The sequence below is a fragment of the Streptomyces plumbidurans genome (genome assembly GCF_019857225.1).
In the GTDB taxonomy this organism is placed as follows: Bacteria; Actinomycetota; Actinomycetes; order Streptomycetales; family Streptomycetaceae; genus Streptomyces; species Streptomyces plumbidurans.
On sequence record NZ_JAFJSY010000058.1, the window covers coordinates 57,114 to 79,590 of the forward strand.

Consider the following 22,477-nt stretch of genomic DNA (forward strand, 5'->3'; position numbering starts at 1 on the left):
AACCTGACCGCCGCCACCGTTCCCGTCTGCCCGTCGGCTGACTGGATCGGCCAGGCCACCGGTGGACCACACCTGCTGCACCCGCTGCCCAGGGCGTCGCCCGGCAGGCGGCGGTGCAGGCCCGGCAGTGTCGCCGCTCGACGACCAGCCCTTTCTTCCCTGGACTTCCTCGGCCACGAGGGTCACGCTCTGCCGCGGCGCGGGCCGAATGCGACGACCGCCTCGGAACGGCATCCGCGAGGTTTCGCCACCGCACGGGCACATGCGGCCGCCACCGAACGACGCTGAGCCGGCGTCACATGCCCCGCGTCTCACAGTGAGACTCCTCAGGTCGACGCCGTCCGTCACGCTCTGGAAGACATCCCGGAACAGGGGCGTGACGAGTGGGAGGTCGGACATGGCGACACGATCGTGGGGGCACCGCGAACGGCTGCTGGCGCTGGGCGGGATCGGGATCCTGCTGGCGGTGTGCGGAACGGTCGCCACGGTGGCGGGCGCTGCGGCCGGCCCGGGCGTCGCGCTCACGGGCGCGGTCCTCGGCTGCTGGGAGATGGTCGGACTGTGGCTGTGGAAGGCCCGGCCCTGGGGCGCGGGGAGGCGCACCCGAGGCTGACGGCACGCGCCTGCCGGGTCAGGACTTCGCGGCGCTGCGTCGCCTGGCGAAGTCACCCATTCTCCGGTCCCACCCGTATGCCGTACGCCGTGATCTTGCGGTAGATGGTCGCCCGGGAGATGCCCAGCGCTTTTGCGGCCCTGGCCTTGTCGCCGCCGTGGTCGAGGAGCGACTGGATGATCAGGTCGCGTTCCGTGGACTCCCAGGCGGACAACGGGTGTTGGGTCTGGGAGAGCAGGGATGGCGGAAGGTCGGAATCCTCGATCAAGGGTCCGGTGCGGTGTGCCTCGGCATAGCGGAGCGAGCCCTCGAGCTGGCGGACGTTGCCAGGCCACGGCGCCCGGGACAGGGCCCGCAGCGCGCCGTCGGTGCACCGGACGTCCGCGCTGTCGCCGCCATGGCGGCTGATCAGGCAGGTCACGAGGGCGGGGATGTCGGCGGTACGGTGCCGCAGCGGCGGGACCGTGACCTCGGCCTCGAACCGTGCCCGCACCGCGTCGACGGGATCCGGTTGCCGTGACGCGGCCGCTGCGCCGGCACCGGGGAGTGCGTCGGTGCCCGCGCCGGGCAGCGTGGGCCGGTCCTGGGTGAGCAGTGCGGCCACCCAGCCGGAGCGTCCGGCCGTGGTGCGCAGCACCCCGTCGAGCTGCCCCAGAACGTGCGCGGGGAGCAGATCGAGATGCCGTAGCACGACCGTGCCGCGGTCCTCGGCGAGATCTCGGAACACGGCCTGCAGCCACGGCGCGGCGCCACCGCGCGCGTCCGCCGCGTCGTGCACGCCGATCGGTGCCGTGGGCGCGACCTGGCGGTGCACGGCCCGGACCAACGCATGCTTGCCGGTGCCCGCCTCCCCGACCACGAGCGTCCAGCGTCCCTGCTCGCAGTGGCGGATCAACTGGGCGACGGCGCCCCGGAACACGGGGCTCGACCCGCTGATGCCGGCGAGCCGCGGTACCCGGACCACGGGGCGGGGCAGTACGGACTCGTCCTGCTCCGCGATCAGCCGCAGTTCGATCAGATATGCGGCCGGGTTCCCGCCGGGCTGGTCGCCCTCCACCCGGCGGCCCCGCAGCTGCACGGTCCGCCCGTCGCTGAGGAGCATCCGCTGCTCGCGCAGCCCGGTCGCATCGGTGGCGAGTTCCCGCAGTCGTCGGTGGTCGGCCGGGCCGAGCATCTCCGTCGCGGCCGCGTCCGCGAGAAGCAGACCGTCGGTGAGGGTGACCAGAGCCCGGCGTGAGCTCTGACGGGACGTCAAGAAAGCGCGCAGCGCGGCGCGTTCGCGTTCCGATCCGAGGTCGAGCAGCCGCTCCTCGATGTCGGCGGCGGCCTCGCGGACCAGCGCCACCATCAGGGGCGAGGCGGTGTGCTGCCAGGACGTCAGATCGACCAGACCAAGCACCCGTCCGCTGACCGGATTGCGGATGGGCGCCGCCGCGCACGACACCCGTTGCAGGCGCTCGGAGAAGTGCTCCGAGCCGAACACCTGCGCGGTACGGCCGTCCTCCGCGGCGGTGCCGATGCCGTTGGTGCCGACGTACTCCTCGGCGTAACTGAAGCCGGGTGCCAGGCAGATGTCGTCGAGATACCGGTGCAGGGCCCGGTCGCCGGTCCTGCGCTCGCGCACCCGTCCCTTGGAGTCGGTCAGGATGAGGCACATCGGGGTGCCCTGGAGTGCGTCGGAGAGCCGGTCGAGGACCGGACGGGCGGCCGTGGCGAGCCGGGAGTGCGGGTCGAAGTCGGCGTTGTACGGGGCCTGGATGCGGTCGGCGTCCACGCCGAAGAAGCGTGAGCGCTGCCAGGAGTCGAGGATGGGCGGGCGCACTTCGGAGGGCGAGACGTTCTCGCCCTCCAGGAAATGGGCGCGTGCACGGACGGGATTGAGGTGCGGGACGGGACGGTCCAGGCCGAGCGGGGAGACGGTGTGCGACGGCCTCGTCTTCTCCAGGGGTTCCACGGATTCCACAGGTTCCATCGGCTCTGCGCCTTCTGCCGTGCGATGACTCTCCGGGTACGGGTATTTCCTGCACGTTAAGTGCGGGCGCCCGGTGATGGCCATACCCGCGGTGTGACGCCTGTCTCAACTTGAGACGCGCAGCTGTCGAAAGCGCCCCGACGATAGGCGACGTCCCGGTCGGAGACGGCAGTGCGCCGCCGCGAGCGCCGGGACGACCGAGGTTCCTTCTCCCGCATCCGGCTGTTCCGGAGCCGGGGGGAGCCCCATCGCTGCCGAGTCAGCCGGAGGAGTATCACCCGTGAGCCGACAGAGCCTGAGCAAGGCGCACAAGAAGATCACCGAGTTGTCGTGGGACCCGACGTTCGCGACGCCGGCCACCCGCTTCGCCACCGACTACCGCTTCGACAAGGCCCCCAAGAAAGACCCGCTCAAGCAGGTCCTGCGCTCCTACTTCCCGATGGAGGAGGAGAAGGACAACCGGGTCTACGGGGCGATGGACGGCGCGATCCGCGGCAACATGTTCCGCCAGGTGCAGGAGCGCTGGATGGAGTGGCAGAAGCTGTTCCTGTCCATCATCCCGTTCCCCGAGATCAGCGCGGCCCGCGCGATGCCGATGGCGATCGGCGCGGTGCCCAACCCGCAGCTGCACAACGGCCTCGCGGTGCAGATGATCGACGAAGTGCGGCACTCGACCATCCAGATGAACCTCAAGCGCCTCTACATGAACCACTACATCGACCCCGCCGGGTTCGACATCTCCGAGAAGGCGTTCGCCAACTGCTACGCGGGCACCATCGGCCGCCAGTTCGGCGAGGGGTTCATCACCGGTGACGCGATCACCGCCGCCAACGTCTACCTGACGCTGGTCGCGGAGACCGCCTTCACCAACACCCTGTTCGTGGCCATGCCGGCGGAGGCCGCCGCCAACGGCGACTACCTGCTGCCCAGCGTCTTCCACTCGGTGCAGTCGGACGAGTCGCGGCACATCTCCAACGGCTACTCGATCCTCCTGATGGCGCTGGCCGACGAGGACAACCGCCAGCTCCTGGAGCGCGATCTGCGCTACGCCTGGTGGAACAACCACTGCGTGGTGGACGCCGCCATCGGCACGTTCATCGAGTACGGCAGCAAGGACCGCCGCAAGGATCGCGACAGCTACGCCGAGATGTGGCGCCGCTGGATCTACGACGACTACTACCGGTCGTACCTGATCCCGCTGGAGAAGTACGGCCTGAAGATCCCGCACGACCTCGTCGAGGAGGCGTGGAAGCGGATCTGGAACCAGGGTTACGTCCACAAGGTCGCCCAGTTCTTCGCCACGGGCTGGCCGGTGAACTTCTGGCGCATCGACGGCATGACCGACGACGACTTCGAGTGGTTCGAGTCCAAGTACCCGGGCTGGTACGCGGAGTACGGCGCCTGGTGGGAGGCGTACAACCGGCTGCGGCACCCGGGCGCGAACAAGCCGATCGCCTTCGAGGACGTCGGCTACCAGTACCCGCACCGCTGCTGGAGCTGCATGGTGCCCTGCCTGGTCCGGCAGGACATGGTGGTCGACAAGGTGGACGGTCAGTGGCGCACCTACTGCTCCGAGACCTGCGCGTGGACCGACACCACCGCCTTCAGGCCCGAGTACGAGGGCCGCGCCACCCCGTCGATGGGACGGCTGACCGGCAAGCGCGAGTGGGAGACCTGCTACCACGGCCAGGACCTCGCCGACATCGTCACCGACCTCGGCTATGTCCGTGACGACGGAAAGACGCTGATCCCGCAGCCGCACCTGGACCTCGACGACGCCAAGAAGCTGTGGACGCTCGACGACGTGCGTGGCAACACGTTCATCAGCCCCAACGTGGCTCTCAACGAGATGTCTGACGAGGAGCGCGAGGCGCACGTCGCGGACTACCGCAGCCGCACCAACATCACACCCTCGATGCCCTGAACGAACTCAGGTAGGGGCGGCGACGCACCGTCGCGGGGTCGCCGCCCCGGAAGGCTGGTCCTTGTGGGCGACAAGCACCGCATCCGATTCGAACCGGTCGGCATCGAGATCGAGGCCGACGAGGACGAGACCGTCCTGGACGCCGCGTTCCGCCAAGGCGTCATGCTCATGCACGGCTGCAAGGAGGGCCAGTGCTCGTCCTGCAAGTCCTTCCTCCTCGACGGCGACCAGCAGATGGAGCGCTACTCCACCTTCGCGCTGGCCGACTACGAGAGCGACGAGGGGTACGTCCTGCTGTGCCGGGTGCATGCCTACGGCGACCTCAGCGTCGAACTCATCAACTACGACGAGGAGATGCTCCTCTCCGGGATCCCGCCGCGTGAGGCCCGCACCACCGTCGCCGCCGTCGAGCAGCTCACCCACGACATCGTCCGGCTCGGCCTGAACGTCGGCCCCGCCGACGAACTTCCGTACCGCACCGGGCAGTACGTGGACATCCAGGTGCCCGGCACCGATCAGTGGCGGTCCTTTTCCATGGCGGGTCTGTCCGCCGAAGGGCCGGGCGGCCGACTGGAGTTCATCATCAAGCGCTATCCAGGCGGACTCTTCTCCGGACTGCTCGACGGCACCCTGAACCCCGGCGACCCGCTCACCGTCAGAGGCCCCTACGGCACCTGCGTGATGCGGGACGCTCCGGACCGCGACCTCATCCTGCTCGCGGGCGGCGCCGGCATGGCGCCGATCCTGGCCCAGTTGCGCGGCCTGGCCGCCACCGGCAGCCCTCGGCGCACGCGGTTCTACTACGGGGCGCGCACCGAGCGGGACCTGTTCGCGCTCGAGGAGATCGCCGAACTCGGCCGGGGCCTCGACGACTTCGCCTTCGTACCAGCCCTGTCCGAGGACGGGACGGGTGTGTACGAGCAGGGGCTGATCACCGAGGTCGTCGACCGGCACGAGGGCGACCTGTCGGGCGCCGACGCCTATCTGTGCGGCCCGCCGCCGATGTGCGACGCCGCACTGGAGCTGCTCACCGGCAAGGGCATGCCCGAGGAGCGGATCTTCCTGGACAAGTTCACCACGTCCACCGACACCTGAACCGACCGCCGCACCATCGCATCGTCGCGAGGAGCCGTATCCATGACCACCCAAGCCGACAAGCCGGCCAAGGCCGAACGCAGTTTCCCCAAGCCGCAGTTCACCGACGCCGAGGCGGGAGCCCTTGTCTTCCCGAGCTCCACCAGCCGCGCCTTCTCCTACTACAAGCCGCAGAAGATGCGGGCGACCATGTACGAGGACGTCACCTTCGACGTCCAGCCCGACCCCGAACGCCACCTGCTGCAGGGCTGGATCTACGGCTTCGCCGACGGCTCTTCGGGATACCCGCAGGACTGGACCGCTCTCAAGTCCTCCGACTGGCACCGCTTCCTCGACCCCAACGAGGAGTGGGAGCAGACGATCTACCGCAACAACGCCAACGTCGTGCGGCAGGTCCAGCAGAACCTCGCGAACGCCCGCAAGGCCGAGGCGTACCAGCAGTGGTCCCGCTCCTGGGCCAGGTTCGTCGAACGGCACGTCGGCGCGTGGATGCACGCCGAACAGGGCCTGGGGATGCATGTGTTCGTCGCGATCCAGCGCTCGGCGCCCACCAATATGATCAACAACGCGCTCGCGGTGAACAGCGTTCACAAGCTCCGTTTCGCGCAGGACCTCGCGCTGTACAACCTCGACATCGAGGAGAGGCTCGACGGCTTCGACGGTTCGGCCCACCGGGAGGTGTGGCAGTCGGACCCCGCCTGGCAGGGCGTGCGGGAAAACACCGAGCGGCTCACCGCCGTCCAGGACTGGGCCGAGGCCCTGTTCGCCGCGAACCTCGTCTTCGAGCCCCTCGTCGGCGAACTGTTCCGCAGCCATCTCGTGCTGCAGATCTCCGCCCGCAACGGTGACTACACCACCCCCACCGTGATGGGCGCCGGCGAGAACGACTACGACCGCGATCTGCGCTACACCCGCGCCCTGTTCACGCTGCTGCTCGGCGACGCCACCCACGGCGCCGGCAACAAGGCGGTCGTCCAGGAGTGGCTGGAGCGCTGGGCGCCGGTGAGCCTCGAGGCCGCACGCCGGCTGCAGCCCCTGTGGTCCCAGTCCGCCGAGAAGCCGGTCCGCTTCGAGGACAGCCTCGACCGCGCCAAGGAGCGCTTCGCCCGCCTCATCGAGGACCTGGGGCTTGCGGCGCCCGCTGACCGAACGAGCGAGAGGAACGCCAAGTGACCACCGTCCCACAGCCGTTCAGCGCCGACCGTACCTCGTCGAACAAGTGCGGCGTGACGCTGATGAACAACCAGAACGGCCATGTCGTCGCCGATGTGATGCGCGGCAAGGAGCACGTCACCGTCACCGACTACCCCTCGATGATCCGCGTCGACGGCGAGCGGGTGCTCACCTTCGACTTCGACGAGATCTCCAAGGCCCTCGGCTTCGACTTCGACCAGTCCGACTTCGAGGAGATCATGTCCACCCACTACGGGCGCATGGTTCACCTCGATGACCGCACGGTGCTCTTCGCCAACCCCGAGGACGCCGCCGAATACATCGACTTCGACCTCACTCCGGTCGACTGACGGCCCTCAGGAGCAGCCATGTACCGCAAGGACGGCGTCGACTACTTCATCGTCGACGGACACATCCACTTCTGGGACGCCAGCGAGGAGAACACCGCCAACAAGTACGGCGAGGGCTTCATCCGCTGCTTCTACGACTACCAGCGCAACCTCAGCCCCCAGGAGTGGGTGTGGCCGCTGGAGAAGTTCCGCAAGTACACCGAACAGGACCTGGTCCACGACCTGTTCGAGACCGGCTACGTCGACTGGGGGATCTTCCAGCCCACGTACCTGAACGAGTTCTACCGCAAGGGCTTCAACACCACTGAGACGAACGGGGAATTGGCCCGCAAGTACCCCGACCGGCTCATCGTCAACGGCGCCTTCGACCCCCGTGAGGGCGAGGCCGGCCTGGAGCGGCTGCGGGCACTGCATACCGAGTGGAACCTGCGCGGCGTCAAGCTCTACACCGCCGAATGGCGCGGCTCCTCCAAGGGCTGGAAGCTGAGCGACCCCGAGGCACAGGACTACTTGGCGCTCTGCCAGGAGCTCGGCATCCGCAACATCCATGTCCACAAGGGACCCACTATCTGGCCGCTGAACCGGGACGCCTTCGACGTCGCCGACGTCGACCACGCGGCCAGCGCCTTCCCCGGCCTGAACTTCGTCGTGGAGCACTCAGGGCTGCCCCGCCTCGACGACTTCTGCTGGATCGCCACCCAGGAACCCAACGTGTACGCGGGCCTGTCCGTGGTCATGCCGTTCATCCACACCCGCCCCCGCTACTTCGCCCAGATCATCGGCGAGCTCCTCTACTGGCTCGACGAGGACCGGATCGTGTTCGGCAGCGACTACGCGATCTGGAGCCCGAAGTGGCTCATCGAGAAATTCGTCGACTTCCAGATCCCGGAGGACCTCCAGTCCGAGTACGGCGCCCTCACCACCGACGTCAAGCGCAAGATCCTCGGCCTCAACCACGCGCGCCTGTACGACCTGAAGGTCCCCGGGAGTGCCCAACTGCCCGCCACCGGAGCAGTGGTGGCATGACCGCCGTGACCGAGGCGGTCGACCGTGTCACCGCCGTCAACGCGGCCCTGGCGGCAGTGCTCGACCCGGAACTCGACCGCCCCATCACCGAACTGGGCTTCGTCCGCTCCGTCAGTGTCGGCGCCGACGGTTCGGTGGAGGCCCGACTCCGGCTGCCCACCTACTTCTGTGCCCCCAACTTCGCCTGGCTGATGGTCGAGGACGCCCGGCGCGAGCTGTCCCGGCTCTCGTGGGTGGGGGAGTGCACGGTGGTCCTGGAGGATCACTTCGCCTCCGAGGAGATCAACCACGGAGTGGGCTGCGGACATTCGTTCGCCGACGCGTTCCCGGGGCTCGCCGACCCCGACCGCATGCAGGAGCTGCGCGCCGTCTTCCTGCGCAAAGGGCACCTGGCGGCCCAGGCCCGGCTCGGCAGGCGACTGCTGGAGCGCGGCTGGACCCACCGGCAGCTGGCCGAAGCGGTCCTGGGCGACCTGCCCGAGCGCCTGACGGTGACACTGCGGCGCCGACGCGCCCTCCTCGGCCTCCCCGCGAACGCGTCGGCGCCGCTGTTCACCGACGGCGAGGGGCACGCCGTGCCCGCCGTCGGCCTGGAGCGGCACCTGCTCAAGGGACGCACGGCCGGAGTCGGCATCGACAGCAACACCGAGTTCTGCGAAGGCCTGCTGGCTACCCGCTACGGGGCCGGCGGCTGGACAGAAGTGAGCCGTAGCAAGGAGGAGGAGGCGTCATGAAGGCCGTACGACTGCACCAGTACGACCACCAGCCCCGACTCGACGAGGTCCCGGACCCGGTGATCTCCACAGCGCTGGACGTGATCGTGCGGATCGGCGGCGCCGGCGTATGCCGGACCGACCTGCACATCATCGAGGGCCAGTGGGAGGCCAAGAGCGGCGTGCGCCTGCCGTACATCCAGGGGCATGAGAACGCGGGGTGGGTCACGGAGGTCGGGTCCGCGGTCACCGGGATCGCGCCCGGTGACCCGGTCATCCTGCACCCCCTCGCCACCTGCGGCCTGTGCGCCGCCTGCCGACGCGGCGACGACGTGCACTGCGCGGCGAGCACGTTCCCCGGGATCGACGCCGACGGCGGGTTCGCCCAGTACCTGCGCACCAATGCGCGCGCGGTCGTCCCGCTCGACCCTGACCTCGCCCCGGCCGACGTGGCTGCGCTCGCCGACGCGGGCCTGACGGCGTACCACGCGGCGAAGAAGGCGGCCCGCACACTCGCGCCGGGTGACAAGGTCGTGGTGATCGGCGCGGGCGGGCTCGGGCACATCGGCATCCAGGTGCTACGGGCGCTGACCCCGGCCGAGCTGATCGTCGTCGACCGGTCGGCGCAGGCACTGAAGCTCGCCGAGACGCTCGGCGCGCACCACACCGTGGTCGCCGACGGGAGCCAGGTCGACCAGGTCGCCGCGCTCACCGGCGGGCAGGGCGCCGAGGCCGTGCTCGACTTCGTGGGCGAGGGCGGAGCACTGGAGGACGGCGTACGGATGCTGCGCCGGGCCGGCGACTACTACGTCATCGGCTACGGCGGCACCCTGTCCGTGCCGACCATCGACATCATCTCCACCGAGATCAACTTCATCGGAAACCTGGTCGGTTCCTACACCGACCTGGTGGAGCTGATGGACCTCGCGGCGCGAGACCTGGTCACCCTCCACACCGCCACCTATCCGCTGGCCGACTTCGGCCGTGCCCTCGACGACCTGAATCAGGGCCGGGTCCGCGGGCGCGCCGTGCTCGTGCCCTGATCCGCGCCCTCCCCGCACAGGTGGCGGCGGCTGTTCCGTGGACCCCCGTTCATGAGGGTCGGCGCACCGCGGAAACCGCACACACAGCCGCCGCCACCGCCTCCCCACACACAGTTCTGCTGAGCCGTACCCGAGCCGTACCTGAAGGGACGACACCGCCATGGCGAAGGAACTGCGCTTCAACGCCGAAGCGCGCGCACTGCTGGAGAGCGGAGTGAACGCACTGGCCGACGCAGTGCGCGTCACCCTCGGCCCCAAGGGCCGCAACGCGGTCCTGGAGAAGCTGACGGGACCGCCCACCATCACCAACGACGGCGTCACCATCGCTCGCGAGATCCAGCTCAAGGACCCCTTCGCCAACATGGGCGCCCAGCTCGTGAAGGAGGTTGCCACCCGCACCAACGGGGACGTCGGCGATGGCACCACCACCGCCACCGTGCTCGCCCAGGCGATCGTCCGCGAGGGGCTGCGGGCCGTCAACGACGGTGCCAACCCGGTGCTGTTGAAGAACGGCATCGAGGCCGCGGTGGCCGCCGCCGTCGATTCGCTGATCGCCCAGTCGCGCGAGGTCCGCACCGACGGCGAACTCGTCCGGGTGGCCGCCCTTTCCGCCAACAACGACCCCGCCATCGGCGAGGCCATCGCCCAGGCCGTGGCCCGCGTCGGCCGCACCGGCGTCGTCACCGTGGAGGAGTCGGCGGCCTTCGGCATCACTGTCGAGTACGCCGAGGGCCTGGAGTTCGACAACGGCTGGCTCTCCCCGTACATGGTCACCGACCAGGGACGTATGGAAGCCGTCCTGGACAACCCGTATCTGCTGTACTGCGACACCAAGATCACCAAGGTGCAGGAGCTGATGCCGATCCTCGAGCAGGTCATGCGCACCGGCTCGCCGCTGGTCGTCATCGCCGAGAACGTCGACGGGCCCGCGCTCGGCATGCTCGTCACCAACGCGGCACACGGCACCTTCCGGTCGCTCGCGGTGCGCGCCCCCGGCTTCGGCTTCCGGCGCATCGCCGAACTGGAGGACATGGCCGCGCTCACCGGCGGCAGGGTCATCACCGGCACCGCGGGCCGCACCCTGGAGGGCGTCACCCTCGAGGACCTGGGGCGCGCCGAGAAGGTCATCGCCACCGAGCGATCCACCGCTGTCCTCGGCGGGGCCGGCGGCGACGAGCGGGTGGCCGAACGCATCGAGAACCTCAAGATCGAGAGGGAGCGCGCCACCAACGAGCACGACCAGGACAAGCTCGGCGAACGCATCGCGAAGCTCTCCGGCGGCGTTGCCGTCATCCGCGTCGGCGCGGCGAGTGGCGTCGAGCTCAAGGAGAAGCAGATGCGTCTGGAGGACTCCCTGGCGGCGACGCGGGCCGCGGCCGAGGAGGGTGTGGTCGCAGGTGGTGGAGCGGCGCTGCTGCATGCGCGGGGCGACATCGCGGCACTCCAACTCCCGGCCGGGGAAATCGCGTTGGGCGGCACGATCGTCGCCAAGGCGCTGGCCGAACCGCTTCGCTGGATCGCCATCAACGCTGGGCTCGACCCCGACGAGGCGGAGGCCCGGGTGGCCGCGTTGCCCGCCGGCAGCGGACTGGACGCGTTGCGCGGTGACTACGTCGACCTGCACCGACGCGGGGTGATCGACCCGGTCAAGGTGACGCGCAGTGCGCTGCTGAGTGCGGCGTCCATCGCCGCGTTGCTGCTCACGACCGAAACGTTGATCGTCGAGGAGATCATCGGCAATCCCGGGTCCATCCATTCGCCGGAGATCGGGGATCTGGCGGAGGGGTTGCCGCGGCCCTCCAACATCCCCTAGGGGCCGGCGCGCCGCCTGCGCCGTGTGCGGGTTGTGGTCGGCCGCGAATGTTCGTGACTGGCCGCGCCCATGCGGCGGCGTCGCACATCGACACAGCCCCGCGCCCTTCGGGGCGCTCATGGTTCCCGGAGATTGAGGGAGAACACGGCGTCATGGCGACCGAATCCACCCCTGCGCGGGGGCAGGTCCATCTCACCCTCACAGGCGGCCCCCGCGGCCGTACCCCCGGAGAGCGGCGTCCCCGGCTCCGCTCCGGTCTCTCCTACTCACTGCTCGGCCCCTCGTTCGTCGCCGCCATCGCCTACGTCGACCCCGGCAACTTCGCCACCAACATCCAGGCGGGCGCCACCTACGGGCCGCTGCTGCTGTGGGTCCTGATCACTGCGAACGTCGTCGCGATGCTGCTGCAGTACCTCTCCGCCAAGCTCGGCGTCGCCACCGGCAAGAGCCTGCCGGAGCTGTGCCGGGCTCGGTACCGCAGGCCGGTCGTGTGGGGACTGTGGGCTCAGGCGGAAGCGGTCGTGGTGATGACCGACCTCGCGGAGGTCGTCGGCGGGGCCATCGCCCTGCACCTGTTGTTCGGCCTGCCGCTGTGGCTCGGCGGGCTGGTCGTCGGCGCGGTCTCGCTGCTGCTGATGCCGATGCGTGGCCGTGGCCGACGCCGCTTCGAGGTGCTGATGGCGGCGGGACTCACCTGCCTCCTGGGACTGTTCCTCGGCCAACTGTTCGGCGGCGGCGCCCCGCTGGCCCCCGCCGCCGACGGACTGGTGCCGGGGCTGTCGGGCACCGAGAGCCTGGTGCTGGCCGGCGGGATCGTCGGCGCCACGGTCATGCCGCACGTGATCTATCTGCACTCGGCGCTCACCGGCGACCGCTACAGCCTCTCCCTCGCCCCGGATTCCGCCGGCCCTGACCAGAACCCCGGTCACGACCCCGACCGGCCACTTCGCCGGCGACTCCTGCGTCACGTACGCACCGACGTGCTGGTCGCGATGATCCTCGCGGGCGCCGTGAACGTCGCGCTGCTGGTGTCGGCGGCGACCCTGTTCCACCCCGGCGCCCCCGAGGCCGCCCACTCGCTGGGCGCGGCCCACGACGCCTACGGGCGGCTCGTCGGCTCCGCCGCGGCCCTCGCCTTCGCACTCGCACTGCTTGTTTCGGGTCTGGCCGGGACCAGCGTCGGGATGTACGCGGGGGAGGTGGTGATGGGCGGCTTCCTCGGGCGCCGGATCCCGGTGCTGCTGCGCAGGCTGCTGACCATGACACCCGCGATCGTGGTCCTCGCGGCCGGCGCCGGTCCGACGCAGAGTCTGGTCCTCAGCCAGATCATCCTGTCCTTCGGTATCCCGTTCGCCCTCGTCCCACTCGTCCTGCTCACCCGCGACGGTGCCGTCATGGGCCGCTGGGTCAATCGGCGCGTGACCACATACTGCGCCTGGATGGCCAGCGTGCTGGTGGTGGCACTCAACGTGGCTCTGCTCGCGAGCGTGTTCGTCGACTGAGCTCGCCGCCCGGGCAGGGTGCTGCGACTCGGCCCGGCACAAGGGGAGTTCCTGGCGCCCGAGCCGCCGCCGTAGCGGATGCTGTTCGTGACGGCGGGCAGCGGGATCATCCCCCTGACGGGCAGGAATCCTCCGGACCCTCGCACGGCGTCGCTGACCGCCCCGACGAGGCGGATGCCCGCCCAGCGCGCCCGATCCCGTACAGCGCCTTCTTCGCGCCGAGTTGTCCGAACTGGAGGCCCCGATCGCGCTGGTTCCGGCGCGGACCGACGTACGCGCGCGACGTCAGCCAGAATCCTCGCCGTTCAGGGCGGGGAGCATGTCAACCCCAGGTCAGCGAACCAGCGCACCTTCGGTGCGCGCCGGGGGCGTGATAAATGCTGTGGCGTGCGCTGGGGATGCTTTTGTCTGCCCTGACGGTGGTTGATATCGGGCCGGGACGTTGGTGGGGTTCGTTCCGGCCGAAACCGACGGCTCTGTGATGCCGGTGAGCTCGCAGGTCAGCGTGGTGCTGAGGGCCGTCCACGGGAACCGTGGAGTGTTGCTGTGAGCACGTGCGTCAGAATTCCTGATTCACCCTGGTCCTCCCGGAACGGCGTAGCGCTTGGCCGTTGGGTGAGGGAGGGACCGGAACGTGGATGTGCTGCATGAACGCTGCGCCGGTGTGGACATCAGCAAGAAGGACGCCAAGGCGTGCGTCCGCACGCCCAGTACCAAGCGGCGGGGGTCGTTCACGACCGGGACCACCACCTGGGGATCGACGACAAACGCGGTGCTCGCCCTGCGCGAGTACCTGCTCGCCGCCCGGGTCACCCTGGTCGTGATCGAGGCGACCTCGGACTACTGGAAGCCCTGCTACTACCTGCTGGCCGACGAGTTGAACGTGATCCTGGTCAACGCGCGGCAGGTCAAGAACCTGCCCGGCCGCAAGACGGACGTCTCGGACGCGGCCTGGCTGGCCCAGCTCGGCGCGCACGGCCTGGTGCGGCCCTCGTTCGTGCCGCCCCAGCCGGTGCGCGAGCTGCGGGATCTGACCCGGGCCCGCACCCAGATGACCCGCGAGGGCGGTCAGGTCGTCCAGCGCCTGGAGAAGCTGCTGGAGGACACCGGGATCAGCTCTCCGCGGTCGCCTCCGACATCATGGGCGTCTCCGGCCGGGCCATGCTCGAAGCCCTCATCGACGGCGAACGCGACCCGCAGGCCCACGCGGAACTGGCCCAGCGCAAGCTCCGCAACAAGATCCCCGAACTCACCGAGGCCCTGACCGGCCGTTTCCGAGCCCACCATGCGTTCCTGACCCGGCTGCACCTAAACCACTACGACCAACTCACCACCGCGATCGGGCAGCTCGATGAACGGATCGAGGAGGCGATGGCCCCCTTTCGCCCCGCGCTCGACCTGCTCGACACCGTCCCCGGGATCAACCGGGCGGTCGCCGAGGTGATCATCGCGGAGACCGGTGGCGACATGACCCGGTTCCCTCCGCCAGGTACCTCGCGTCCTGGGCCGATGTCTGCCCCGGCCACCACGAGTCCGCCGGCCGCACCAAGAACACCAAGGTCCGCCCCGGCAACCCGTATCTCAAAGGTGCCCTCGGACTCGCCGCCTTCGGCGCGGAGCGGACCAAGGACACCTACCTGCAGGTCCGCTACAAACGGCTGACCGCCCGTCGCGGCCCACTCAGGGCCCTGGTCGCCGTCGAACACTGGATCACCACCGCGATCTGGCACATGCTCACCGACAACGTCCCCTAACAAGAACTCGGCGGAACCAACTTCGCCCAACTCGACCCCGAACGCGCCACCCGCCGCGCGATCACCGCGCTCAACCAGCTCGGCTACACCGTGACCCTCAACCTTCTAAGAGACGCGACCTGACACGGCCAGAGCCAGGACACCCGGCGATCACCACGGCCACCGGGCGCCCAGCCTTGCCCGCACCCAACCTGACCTGCTGCTATCTACGCGTCAAAGCCGGTTCAGCGCCGGATTCCTGTACCCGGATCCCTCTCAGCCGTTGGGCAGGACGACCGCGCGACCGGCCAGGCGAGGCCGAAGCTGTGCTTCAGCGGCTGGTGGATGCCCGGGTGACAGTGACCGAGGTGCTGGCCGGGCCGCCTTCGGTGGTCGCGGAGCCGCCGGGCAGCGCGGTGGCGGGCTCGACGGTGCCCCGGCGGCAGACGGGCATGGCGGCGACAGCCCTCGCGCCGGACTACCAGCAGATCCTGTCGGTGCTGGAATCTGAAGCAGGCCGGGAGGGCATGCGCTGCCGGCAACTGGCCGTCGGCCTCGCGCAGGAGGCTGTCCCGGCGAAGGTCGAGGGGCTGCGGTCGAAAGCGAAGCGCCTGGTGGAGCGGGGGTGGGCGCTGCAGGTGCGGCCGGAAGTGTTCACCGCTCTCGCGGTGCCGGCCGTCCGAAGCCGGCCGGGCGTCGTCCGGCCAGGCGACCGCTCATGAGCATGGTCATCGATCACAGCACCATGGCTTCGTGCATGGCGGGCAGCGTTTCGTAGTCGCGCACCAGGCGGCGCGAGCGCATCAGCCAGCTCAACGTTCTTTCCACCATCCACCTGCGCGGCAGCACCACGAACCCGCTGGTGTCGTCGGTGCGTTTGACGATCTCAAGGGTGAGCTGGCACTTCTCGGCCGCCCGGTCGACGAGCCGGCCCGCATAGCCGCTGTCCGCCCAGACGAGGCGGATGGAGAAGTACTGCCGTGGCAGCCGCTCCAGCAAGGGCAGTGCGGCGTCGCGGTCGGCCACCCCGCACTCCTCCAGCGAACCACCCGACGGCCCCACTGTCAGTGGCCCGCACTAGATCACCAGCGCCGTCACGGCATTGACCCCAGCCCGGCATGTGCTCTGCGAAAGAGCGACGATTACGGCACGGTGTAGCCGGCGGTACGGAAGAGCTCGTACCACTCGGGGCGGGTGAGCGGGAGGTCCGAGCCCTGCGTCGCGGCGGCCACGCGCTCGGGTGTGGTCGTGCCGAGTACGACCTGCATCTGCGCGGGGTGGCGGGTGATCCACGCGACGGCGATGGCTTCGGCCGGGACGCCGTACTTGTCCGCCAGGCGGTCGACCACGGCATTCAGCTCGGGATAGCGTTCCGAACCGAGGAACGGGCCATCGAAGAACCCGGCTTGGAACGGCGACCACGCCTGGACCGTGATGTCGTTCAGGCGGCAGTAGTCGACGATGCCGTCGTCCCGCACGATCGACTGGTCCAGACCCTGCATGTTGGCCGCAACTCCCTGCGCGATCATCGGTGCGTGCGTGATCGACAACTGCAGCTGGTTCGCGACGATCGGCTGCGTCACATAGCGGCGCAGCAGGTCGATCTGCCGCGGGGTCTGATTGGAGACGCCAAACGCGCGCACCTTGCCGGCAGCCGAGAGCTCGTCGAATGCGCGAGCGACTTCCTCTGGTTCCACGAGCGCGTCAGGCCGGTGCAGTAGAAGGATGTCGAGGTAGTCCGTGCCCAGCGCCTTGAGTGATCCGTCGACCGACTCGAGGATGTGCTTGTACGAGAAGTCGAAATACGGACCGTCCTTGGTGACGATGCCGGCCTTCGACTGGATGACGAACTGTTCGCGTTCGGACGAGGTCAGCCGCAGCGCCTCAGCGAAGCGGCGCTCGCAGCCATGCAGGCTCGATCCGTAGACGTCGGCGTGGTCGAGGAAGGTGATGCCGCAATCGCGTGCGGTGCTCACGAGCGTGCGCACCTCGTCGTCGGTCTTGTCCTGGATCCGCATGAGCCCGAGGACGACGTTCGGCACCACCATGTCGGTGCCCGGCAGGGTAAAGGTCTTCATATTGTTCTCCAGGATCGGATCAGGCTGACACACGCGCGAGCTGTTCGGCCGTGAGTACGAGGTCGGCGGCCCCCGCGGAGTCACGGAAACTGTCAGGACGGGAGGCACCGGAGATCGGGATGACGACGGACACGACGGCCAGTGCCCAGATTGGTTCTGACACCGACGCGAGGCGACTGCCAAGTACCTCACGGGCCTCGTCGATTTGTGCGACGTCGGCGCTGGAGATGCCGGCCATGAGGATCACGCCCTCGCCGAGGAGATCACAGATCGCGCCCACCGGGTCGGCGTACGGCTCGGCCGGGTCGGGGCGGTGGAACTGGTGCACGCTGATCGCATCGACGCCGAGGCGGGAGGTGGACTCCCTGGCCGCACGCTTGAGGTGCTCGGGGTCACTGCTCCGGTTCCATGTGCCGTCGCCGGGGCGGATGGCCTCCCTTGTTCACGACGAGCACGCCGTCGACTCCCGAGCCGTACTCATGCAGTGCGCGGGCGAGCAGCTGTCAAGGCCGATCGCCGGGACGGTGTGGCCGCCGATGGTGCGCTGTTGCATGCATGTCCTCCTTCATCAGGTGCCGATCGATGCCGCGAGTTCACTGTAGGAATCGGTGATCCAGGAGTCCAACAACTGTTGATGGTCAGATTCAGAAGCGGGAGGCGTGAATGGATGAGCTGCAGATGCAGTACCTGCTCGCCGTTCGTTCGCCCTGTAACCCCGACACCTTCGGTCTCACCGACACCGGCGCACTCCCTGCAGGGCAACGGTGCGTCCGGCCCCGCGCGTTGATCTGTACCTTCGGCTTTGCCTGCAGAAACGTGCGGGATACACGAATGCGGCGTACGTCGTAACGGTCCATTGCCACGCTTCCCCCGTCATTCAAGATCGGAAGGGGAGCGCCTCCATGACAGAGCCTCAGGTCGGGACGGGAACACCGCCAGCCCACCGGCATGGTCTGCGTCAACGGCGACCTCTACCTGGCCGTCCAGGAGCTGAAGCAGGGCACCCTGGACCACGCGCCCAGCGCGACGATCGTCAAGTCCACCGACAAGGGCGCGACATGGACGTCGGACAGGAGCAGACCGATGTTCTCCGACCAGACATGCACCACGGTCATGTTCCTGGACTACGGCAAGGACAACGCGGGCAGTCCGGACGGCTACGTCTACGCCTACGGCCTGGACCACAACTGGCGCGACACCTTCGACCCCGACCCGGACCCTGCCGACCTCTATCTGGCCCGGGTGCCCGCCACCTCCGTCCAGGACCGGTCTGCATGGCGGTTCTACGCCGGCAACAGCGCGGGCACCCCGCAGTGGACGCCGGACATCGGCCAGCGGGTCTCCGTCCTCCACGACGACCACCGCATCTACCAGAACGTGACCACCGCGGGCCGCGCCAGGGACCTGAGCGTGATCAGCCAGGGCGGTGTCGTCTACGACAAGCCGCTGAACCGCTACCTCTGCACCTCCTGGACGGAGTACAACTACGAGTTCTACGAGGCGCCCACCCCGAGGGGCCCGTGGAAGCACTTCACGCCGAAGGACTTCGGCGGCTACCCGTGGACGCACACCAAGCACGGCGGCTACGCCACCACCATCCCGTCGAAGTACATCAGCGCGGACGGCAGGTCGGTGTGGCTGCAGTCGAACGTCTGCCTCTGCGGCGGCGGTTACCCGGCCGGCGACTTCTGGGCGTACACCTTCTCGCTGCGCAGGATGTCCCTCACCCCGTCGGTCCCCACCCCGGACAACAGGCCGGACGCCGCCCGCGACCTGGCCCGCGGACCCGGCACCGTCCCGGTCGAACGCCTCACGCACTTCGGCACCGCGATCTACAACGACGGCAACACGGCTCACAACGAGGACGACTGGAACGACGAGCGCAAGCCGACCAGTTGGTGGGGCTACACCTGGCCGCGCACCTACCGCCTCGACCGGGTGGCCTACACCACCGGCACGATGTTCGGCGACGGCGGCTGGTTCAGCAGCGCCCCCAGGATCCAGGTCCGCCGCGCCGGCGTCTGGACCGATGTCACCGGCCAGCGCGTGACACCGTCCTACTTCACCTCCCCGTCCGCCGGCACGAACAGGACGTACGTCTTCGACTTCGACACCACGACCGGTGACGGCATGCGCGTGATCGGCGGCAGCGGCGGCACCCAGACCTTCACCTCGATCGCCGAACTGGAGGCGTACTACCGCTGAGGCCCGGTGTTCGATCAGCGTTTCTGTCTGTGCGGAGTCGCGGTTGAGCAGGCGTGCCGCCTGGAGCAGGGACAGGAGCGAATCGGTGGTCGTGCTCAGCAGCCGGTAGGCGCGCGCCTGTTCGGCATCCAGGCCGGCATGGATAGGCGCGCGAGGACGGGGTGATGGCCAGGTCGCCGGTCTGGAGCTCGGCGAGCCGGTTGGTGTCGTCGGCGAGCCTGTCGGCCAGGGTGGCGATGCGCCAGGTGGGGCGGGCGGCCAGGCGGGAGGCGGCGATGCGGATGGCGAGCGGCACAAAGCCGCACGCGTCCACCACATAACGGGCCGCCTCGGGTTCGTCGACGATCCGGGTGAACAGGTGGAGTGCTTCGCCGGGGGAGAGGGCATCGATTTCCACCAGGTGCGCGCCGGCCAGGTCGATCATTCTCCGGCGGGAGGTGACCAGGACGGCGCAGCCCGCGGCGGCGGGCAGCAGCCACCTGACCTGCGCGGTGCTGTGTGCGTGGTCGATCACGACCAGCATGCGGCGCCCACCCCCTTTTCTCAAGGCGGACAGCGAGGTACGGCGACGGCATCCTTCGGCCTCACCAAGAGCCGTCATGACCCGCCCCTTCACCTGCCGTAGACGGCACATGTATGCGGCGGTGCTTGATTTGCTCTCGCGGCAGCGCTCGCGGCACGGCGGCGCGTGGCCGCGGCCCCTCGATCGGACGCACGGAGGCGACGGTGGCGAAAGTACAGGTGGCCGACACGGCCATGGAGCGGCGGCAGAGCGCAGGAGGGGGCAGGGCGGTGGTGGAGTGGCTGACCACCACGGACCACAAGAGGATCGGGACCCTCTACTTGACGACCTCGTTCGTGTTCTTCCTCGTCGGCGGCGCCTTCGCCCTCGTGATGCGCGCCGAACTCGCGCGCCCGGGCATGCAGTTTCTCTCCAACGAACAGTTCAACCAGGCCTTCACCGCGCACGGCACCATCATGCTCCTGGTCTTCGCCACCCCTCTGTTCGCAGGTTTCGCGAACTGGATCATGCCGCTGCAGATCGGCGCCCCGGACGTGGCCTTTCCCCGGCTGAACATGTTCGCGTACTGGCTCTATCTTCTGGGTTCCCTGATCGTCCTGTCGGGATTCCTGACCCCCGACGGCTCCGCTCACTGGGGCTGGACCGGATACGCGCCCCTTTCGAGCGCACTGCACTCGCCCGGCGTGGGCGGCGACCTCTGGGTCATGGGCCTGGCTCTGTCGGGCTTCGGGACCATTCTCGGCTCGGTCAACTTCATCACGACCATCATCTGCATGCGCGCGCCCGGCATGACCATGTTCCGCATGCCGGTCTTCACGTGGAACGTCCTGCTCACCGCGGTCCTGGTCCTCATCGCCTTCCCGACGCTGGCGGCAGCTCTCCTCGCCCTTGAGGCGGACCGGAAGTTCGGCGCCCACGTCTTCGACGCGGCCAACGGCGGGCCACTGCTGTGGCAGCACCTGTTCTGGTTCTTCGGCCACCCCGAGGTGTACATCATCGCCCTGCCGTTCTTCGGCATCGTCACCGAGATCCTGCCCGTGTTCAGCAGGAAGCCAGTTTTCGGCTACATGGGTCTGGTCGGGGCCACGATCGCCATCGCCGGCCTCTCGGTGACCGTCTGGGCTCACCATATGTTCGTGACCGGCGGGGTTCTGCTGCCCTTCTTCGCGTTCATGTCGTTCCTGATCGCTGTTCCCACGGGGGTGAAGTTCTTCAATTGGATCGGAACGATGTGGAAGGGGTCCCTGTCCTTCGAGACGCCCATGCTGTGGGCCCTGGGCTTCCTCGTCACGTTCCTCTTCGGAGGGCTGACCGGCGTTCTGCTGGCCTCCCCGCCCCTGGATTTCCACGTCTCCGACTCGTACTTCGTCGTGGCGCACTTCCACTACACCGTCTTCGGCACCGTGGTGTTCGCCATGTTCGCGGGCTTCTACTTCTGGTGGCCGAAGTTCACGGGCAAGATGCTCGACGAGCGCATTGGGAAGATCCACTTCTGGACCCTCTTCGTCGGGTTCCACTGCACGTTCCTCGTCCAGCACTGGCTGGGCGCCGGGGGAATGCCGCGGCGTTACGCCGACTACCTGGCGGCCGACGGCTTCACCGCCCTGAACACCGTCTCGACGATCGGGTCCTTCCTGCTCGGCGCCTCCATGCTCCCGTTCCTCTACAACGTGTGGAAGACCGCGCACTACGCGCCGCGCGTGGCGGACGACGACCCCTGGGGATACGGCCGTTCGCTGGAATGGGCCACCTCCTGCCCACCCCCGCGGCACAACTTCCTTTCGCTGCCGACGATCCGCTCGGAGTCCCCGGCATTCGATCTACGACATCCCGAGGTCCGGGCCCTGGAGCACAGCGGACGCTGACGGTCGCCGGGCCGGCGTCCCATCGGTCTCCGGACAAGCGTGGGGCGCGGTCGGCAGCACGTGGATGGGCCGGCAGCACCTCGATCGGCCGGCACACCTCGATCGTCCGGGAAGCTGGGGCCGGCGCGCGCGGGCGACCTCCGCCCGTACGAGGAACCCGCGCCGGCTCGGCGACGCCGCGTAGATGCCGCGTCCACAACGTGCCGCTTGGATGAGGGGACCCGGGCCACTGCGGCAGGACGGCGCGGGAGAAGACGACACAGCCTGGGAGAGCCTGATGACGGCAGTAGATGACGCTTCGGCGTCGAGTGATCCGGCAGACTTCAACCCCTTGAGCCCCGAAGAGGAGTACGACGAGGACGAGTTCGGCGAGGACATCCTCGACGAGGGGTACTCGCCTCCCGAGAGATCGCTCGGCGTGTCCGAATGGGGCCTGACCGCCAGGGAGGGGGCCTCCCACGAGGACTTGACCCACCGACTGAGGCGCGAGGTCCCCGAACTGAGCGCGCAGGACGAGGGCGACGGACTGGGCGACGCCGTCGACACCGACGGGGAACTCCTCGACGACCAGGTCGGCGACGAGCGCGCAGGCCGCCTGGTCGGCTGGGACACGGACGGTGACGTGGGTTTCGACGACGACTACACGGCGCGGGACGTCGGCATCGACGGCGGCGCAGCCTCGGCGGAAGAGGCGGCCCTCCACGTCGTCCCCGACCGTGACATCGAATGACACCAGTCCCGAGACGGACGGCCGAAGGCGATGTCGGGTCGTGCGTCGTGCGACCGCCGTCTCCGGCCGACAGCATGCGTCCGCGGCATCGAACTGCACGACGACGACACTCCCGGGTT

Annotated in this window: 19 protein-coding genes and 1 pseudogene; 15 read left to right on the plus strand and 5 right to left on the minus strand. The window is 68.9% G+C overall.

Annotation, left to right across the window (positions count from 1 at the left end; genetic code table 11):
* Positions 1 to 397: 397 nt before the first annotated feature.
* Positions 398 to 613 carry a hypothetical protein gene (locus JYK17_RS29635; RefSeq protein WP_108015288.1) on the plus strand — a complete coding sequence of 72 codons (216 nt, stop codon included), beginning with the start codon at positions 398 to 400 and terminating at the stop codon, positions 611 to 613.
* Positions 614 to 665: 52 nt separating this feature from the next.
* Here the strand turns inward: JYK17_RS29635 and JYK17_RS29640 are convergent, their stop codons facing one another.
* Complete coding sequence (locus JYK17_RS29640; protein ID WP_181362634.1) at positions 666 to 2,585, minus strand: sigma-54-dependent Fis family transcriptional regulator; 1,920 nt, start codon at positions 2,583 to 2,585, stop codon at positions 666 to 668.
* Between the two features lie 280 nt (positions 2,586 to 2,865).
* Between JYK17_RS29640 and JYK17_RS29645 the strand changes: the two genes are divergently transcribed.
* From JYK17_RS29645 to JYK17_RS29695, 11 genes and pseudogenes are all read left to right on the plus strand, one after another.
* Entirely contained in the window at positions 2,866 to 4,509 is a 1,644-nt protein-coding gene (locus tag JYK17_RS29645; protein ID WP_222811557.1) for a ferritin family protein, read from the plus strand.
* A gap of 63 nt (positions 4,510 to 4,572) precedes the next feature.
* On the plus strand, positions 4,573 to 5,604 hold the full coding sequence (locus JYK17_RS29650; RefSeq protein WP_108015291.1) for an FAD-binding oxidoreductase: 1,032 nt from the start codon (positions 4,573 to 4,575) through the stop codon (positions 5,602 to 5,604).
* 42 nt (positions 5,605 to 5,646) lie between these two features.
* The gene (locus tag JYK17_RS29655) at positions 5,647 to 6,777 is read left to right on the plus strand and encodes an aromatic/alkene monooxygenase hydroxylase subunit beta (RefSeq protein ID WP_108015292.1); all 1,131 of its coding nucleotides are present in this window, start codon (positions 5,647 to 5,649) and stop codon (positions 6,775 to 6,777) included.
* A complete protein-coding gene (gene mimD, locus JYK17_RS29660) occupies positions 6,774 to 7,127 on the plus strand; it encodes a propane 2-monooxygenase effector subunit MimD (RefSeq protein WP_108015293.1) in 354 nt (117 codons plus the stop codon). Before JYK17_RS29655 ends, mimD begins: the two co-directional genes overlap by 4 nt.
* An 18-nt stretch (positions 7,128 to 7,145) precedes the next feature.
* A complete protein-coding gene (locus JYK17_RS29665) occupies positions 7,146 to 8,153 on the plus strand; it encodes an amidohydrolase family protein (protein ID WP_128800774.1) in 1,008 nt (335 codons plus the stop codon).
* Complete coding sequence (locus JYK17_RS29670; RefSeq protein ID WP_108015295.1) at positions 8,150 to 8,887, plus strand: iron-sulfur cluster assembly protein; 738 nt, start codon at positions 8,150 to 8,152, stop codon at positions 8,885 to 8,887. The genes JYK17_RS29665 and JYK17_RS29670 overlap by 4 nt, the downstream gene beginning before the upstream one ends.
* Positions 8,884 to 9,909: an NAD(P)-dependent alcohol dehydrogenase gene (locus tag JYK17_RS29675; RefSeq protein ID WP_222811558.1), complete on the plus strand. Its 1,026-nt coding sequence runs from the start codon at positions 8,884 to 8,886 to the stop codon at positions 9,907 to 9,909. The genes JYK17_RS29670 and JYK17_RS29675 overlap by 4 nt, the downstream gene beginning before the upstream one ends.
* Before the next feature lie 160 nt (positions 9,910 to 10,069).
* Entirely contained in the window at positions 10,070 to 11,722 is a 1,653-nt protein-coding gene (gene groL, locus JYK17_RS29680; protein ID WP_222811559.1) for a chaperonin GroEL, read from the plus strand.
* A gap of 152 nt (positions 11,723 to 11,874) precedes the next feature.
* On the plus strand, positions 11,875 to 13,224 hold the full coding sequence (locus tag JYK17_RS29685; RefSeq protein ID WP_128800772.1) for an Nramp family divalent metal transporter: 1,350 nt from the start codon (positions 11,875 to 11,877) through the stop codon (positions 13,222 to 13,224).
* Positions 13,225 to 13,858: 634 nt separating this feature from the next.
* A pseudogene (locus JYK17_RS29690) lies at positions 13,859 to 15,101 on the plus strand (IS110 family RNA-guided transposase).
* Between the two features lie 215 nt (positions 15,102 to 15,316).
* Entirely contained in the window at positions 15,317 to 15,679 is a 363-nt protein-coding gene (locus JYK17_RS29695) for a hypothetical protein (protein WP_308011719.1), read from the plus strand.
* Between the two features lie 13 nt (positions 15,680 to 15,692).
* Here JYK17_RS29695 and JYK17_RS29700 read toward each other — a convergent pair whose 3' ends face one another.
* The 3 genes from JYK17_RS29700 to JYK17_RS29710 form a co-directional block, all read right to left on the minus strand.
* Positions 15,693 to 15,983 carry a transposase gene (locus JYK17_RS29700; RefSeq protein WP_164932088.1) on the minus strand — a complete coding sequence of 97 codons (291 nt, stop codon included), beginning with the start codon at positions 15,981 to 15,983 and terminating at the stop codon, positions 15,693 to 15,695.
* Positions 15,984 to 16,099: 116 nt separating this feature from the next.
* Positions 16,100 to 17,035, minus strand: coding sequence for an aldo/keto reductase (locus JYK17_RS29705; protein ID WP_222811560.1), 936 nt, complete (start codon positions 17,033 to 17,035; stop codon positions 16,100 to 16,102).
* 19 nt (positions 17,036 to 17,054) lie between these two features.
* Positions 17,055 to 17,465: an aldo/keto reductase gene (locus JYK17_RS29710; RefSeq protein WP_234548539.1), complete on the minus strand. Its 411-nt coding sequence runs from the start codon at positions 17,463 to 17,465 to the stop codon at positions 17,055 to 17,057.
* 518 nt (positions 17,466 to 17,983) lie between these two features.
* Between JYK17_RS29710 and JYK17_RS29715 the strand changes: the two genes are divergently transcribed.
* Positions 17,984 to 19,240, plus strand: coding sequence for a DUF4185 domain-containing protein (locus JYK17_RS29715; protein ID WP_222811561.1), 1,257 nt, complete (start codon positions 17,984 to 17,986; stop codon positions 19,238 to 19,240).
* Here the strand turns inward: JYK17_RS29715 and JYK17_RS29720 are convergent.
* On the minus strand, positions 19,203 to 19,763 hold the full coding sequence (locus JYK17_RS29720) for a hypothetical protein (RefSeq protein ID WP_128800768.1): 561 nt from the start codon (positions 19,761 to 19,763) through the stop codon (positions 19,203 to 19,205). The two genes, JYK17_RS29715 and JYK17_RS29720, sit on opposite strands and share 38 nt — an antisense overlap.
* A gap of 233 nt (positions 19,764 to 19,996) precedes the next feature.
* On the opposite strand from JYK17_RS29720, the gene ctaD reads away from it, so the two are divergent.
* Together ctaD and JYK17_RS29730 are read left to right on the plus strand one after the other, a co-directional pair.
* Positions 19,997 to 21,628, plus strand: coding sequence for an aa3-type cytochrome oxidase subunit I (gene ctaD, locus JYK17_RS29725; RefSeq protein WP_234548540.1), 1,632 nt, complete (start codon positions 19,997 to 19,999; stop codon positions 21,626 to 21,628).
* A 277-nt stretch (positions 21,629 to 21,905) separates the two neighbouring features.
* Entirely contained in the window at positions 21,906 to 22,358 is a 453-nt protein-coding gene (locus JYK17_RS29730; protein ID WP_222811563.1) for a DUF5709 domain-containing protein, read from the plus strand.
* Positions 22,359 to 22,477 lie beyond the last annotated feature (119 nt).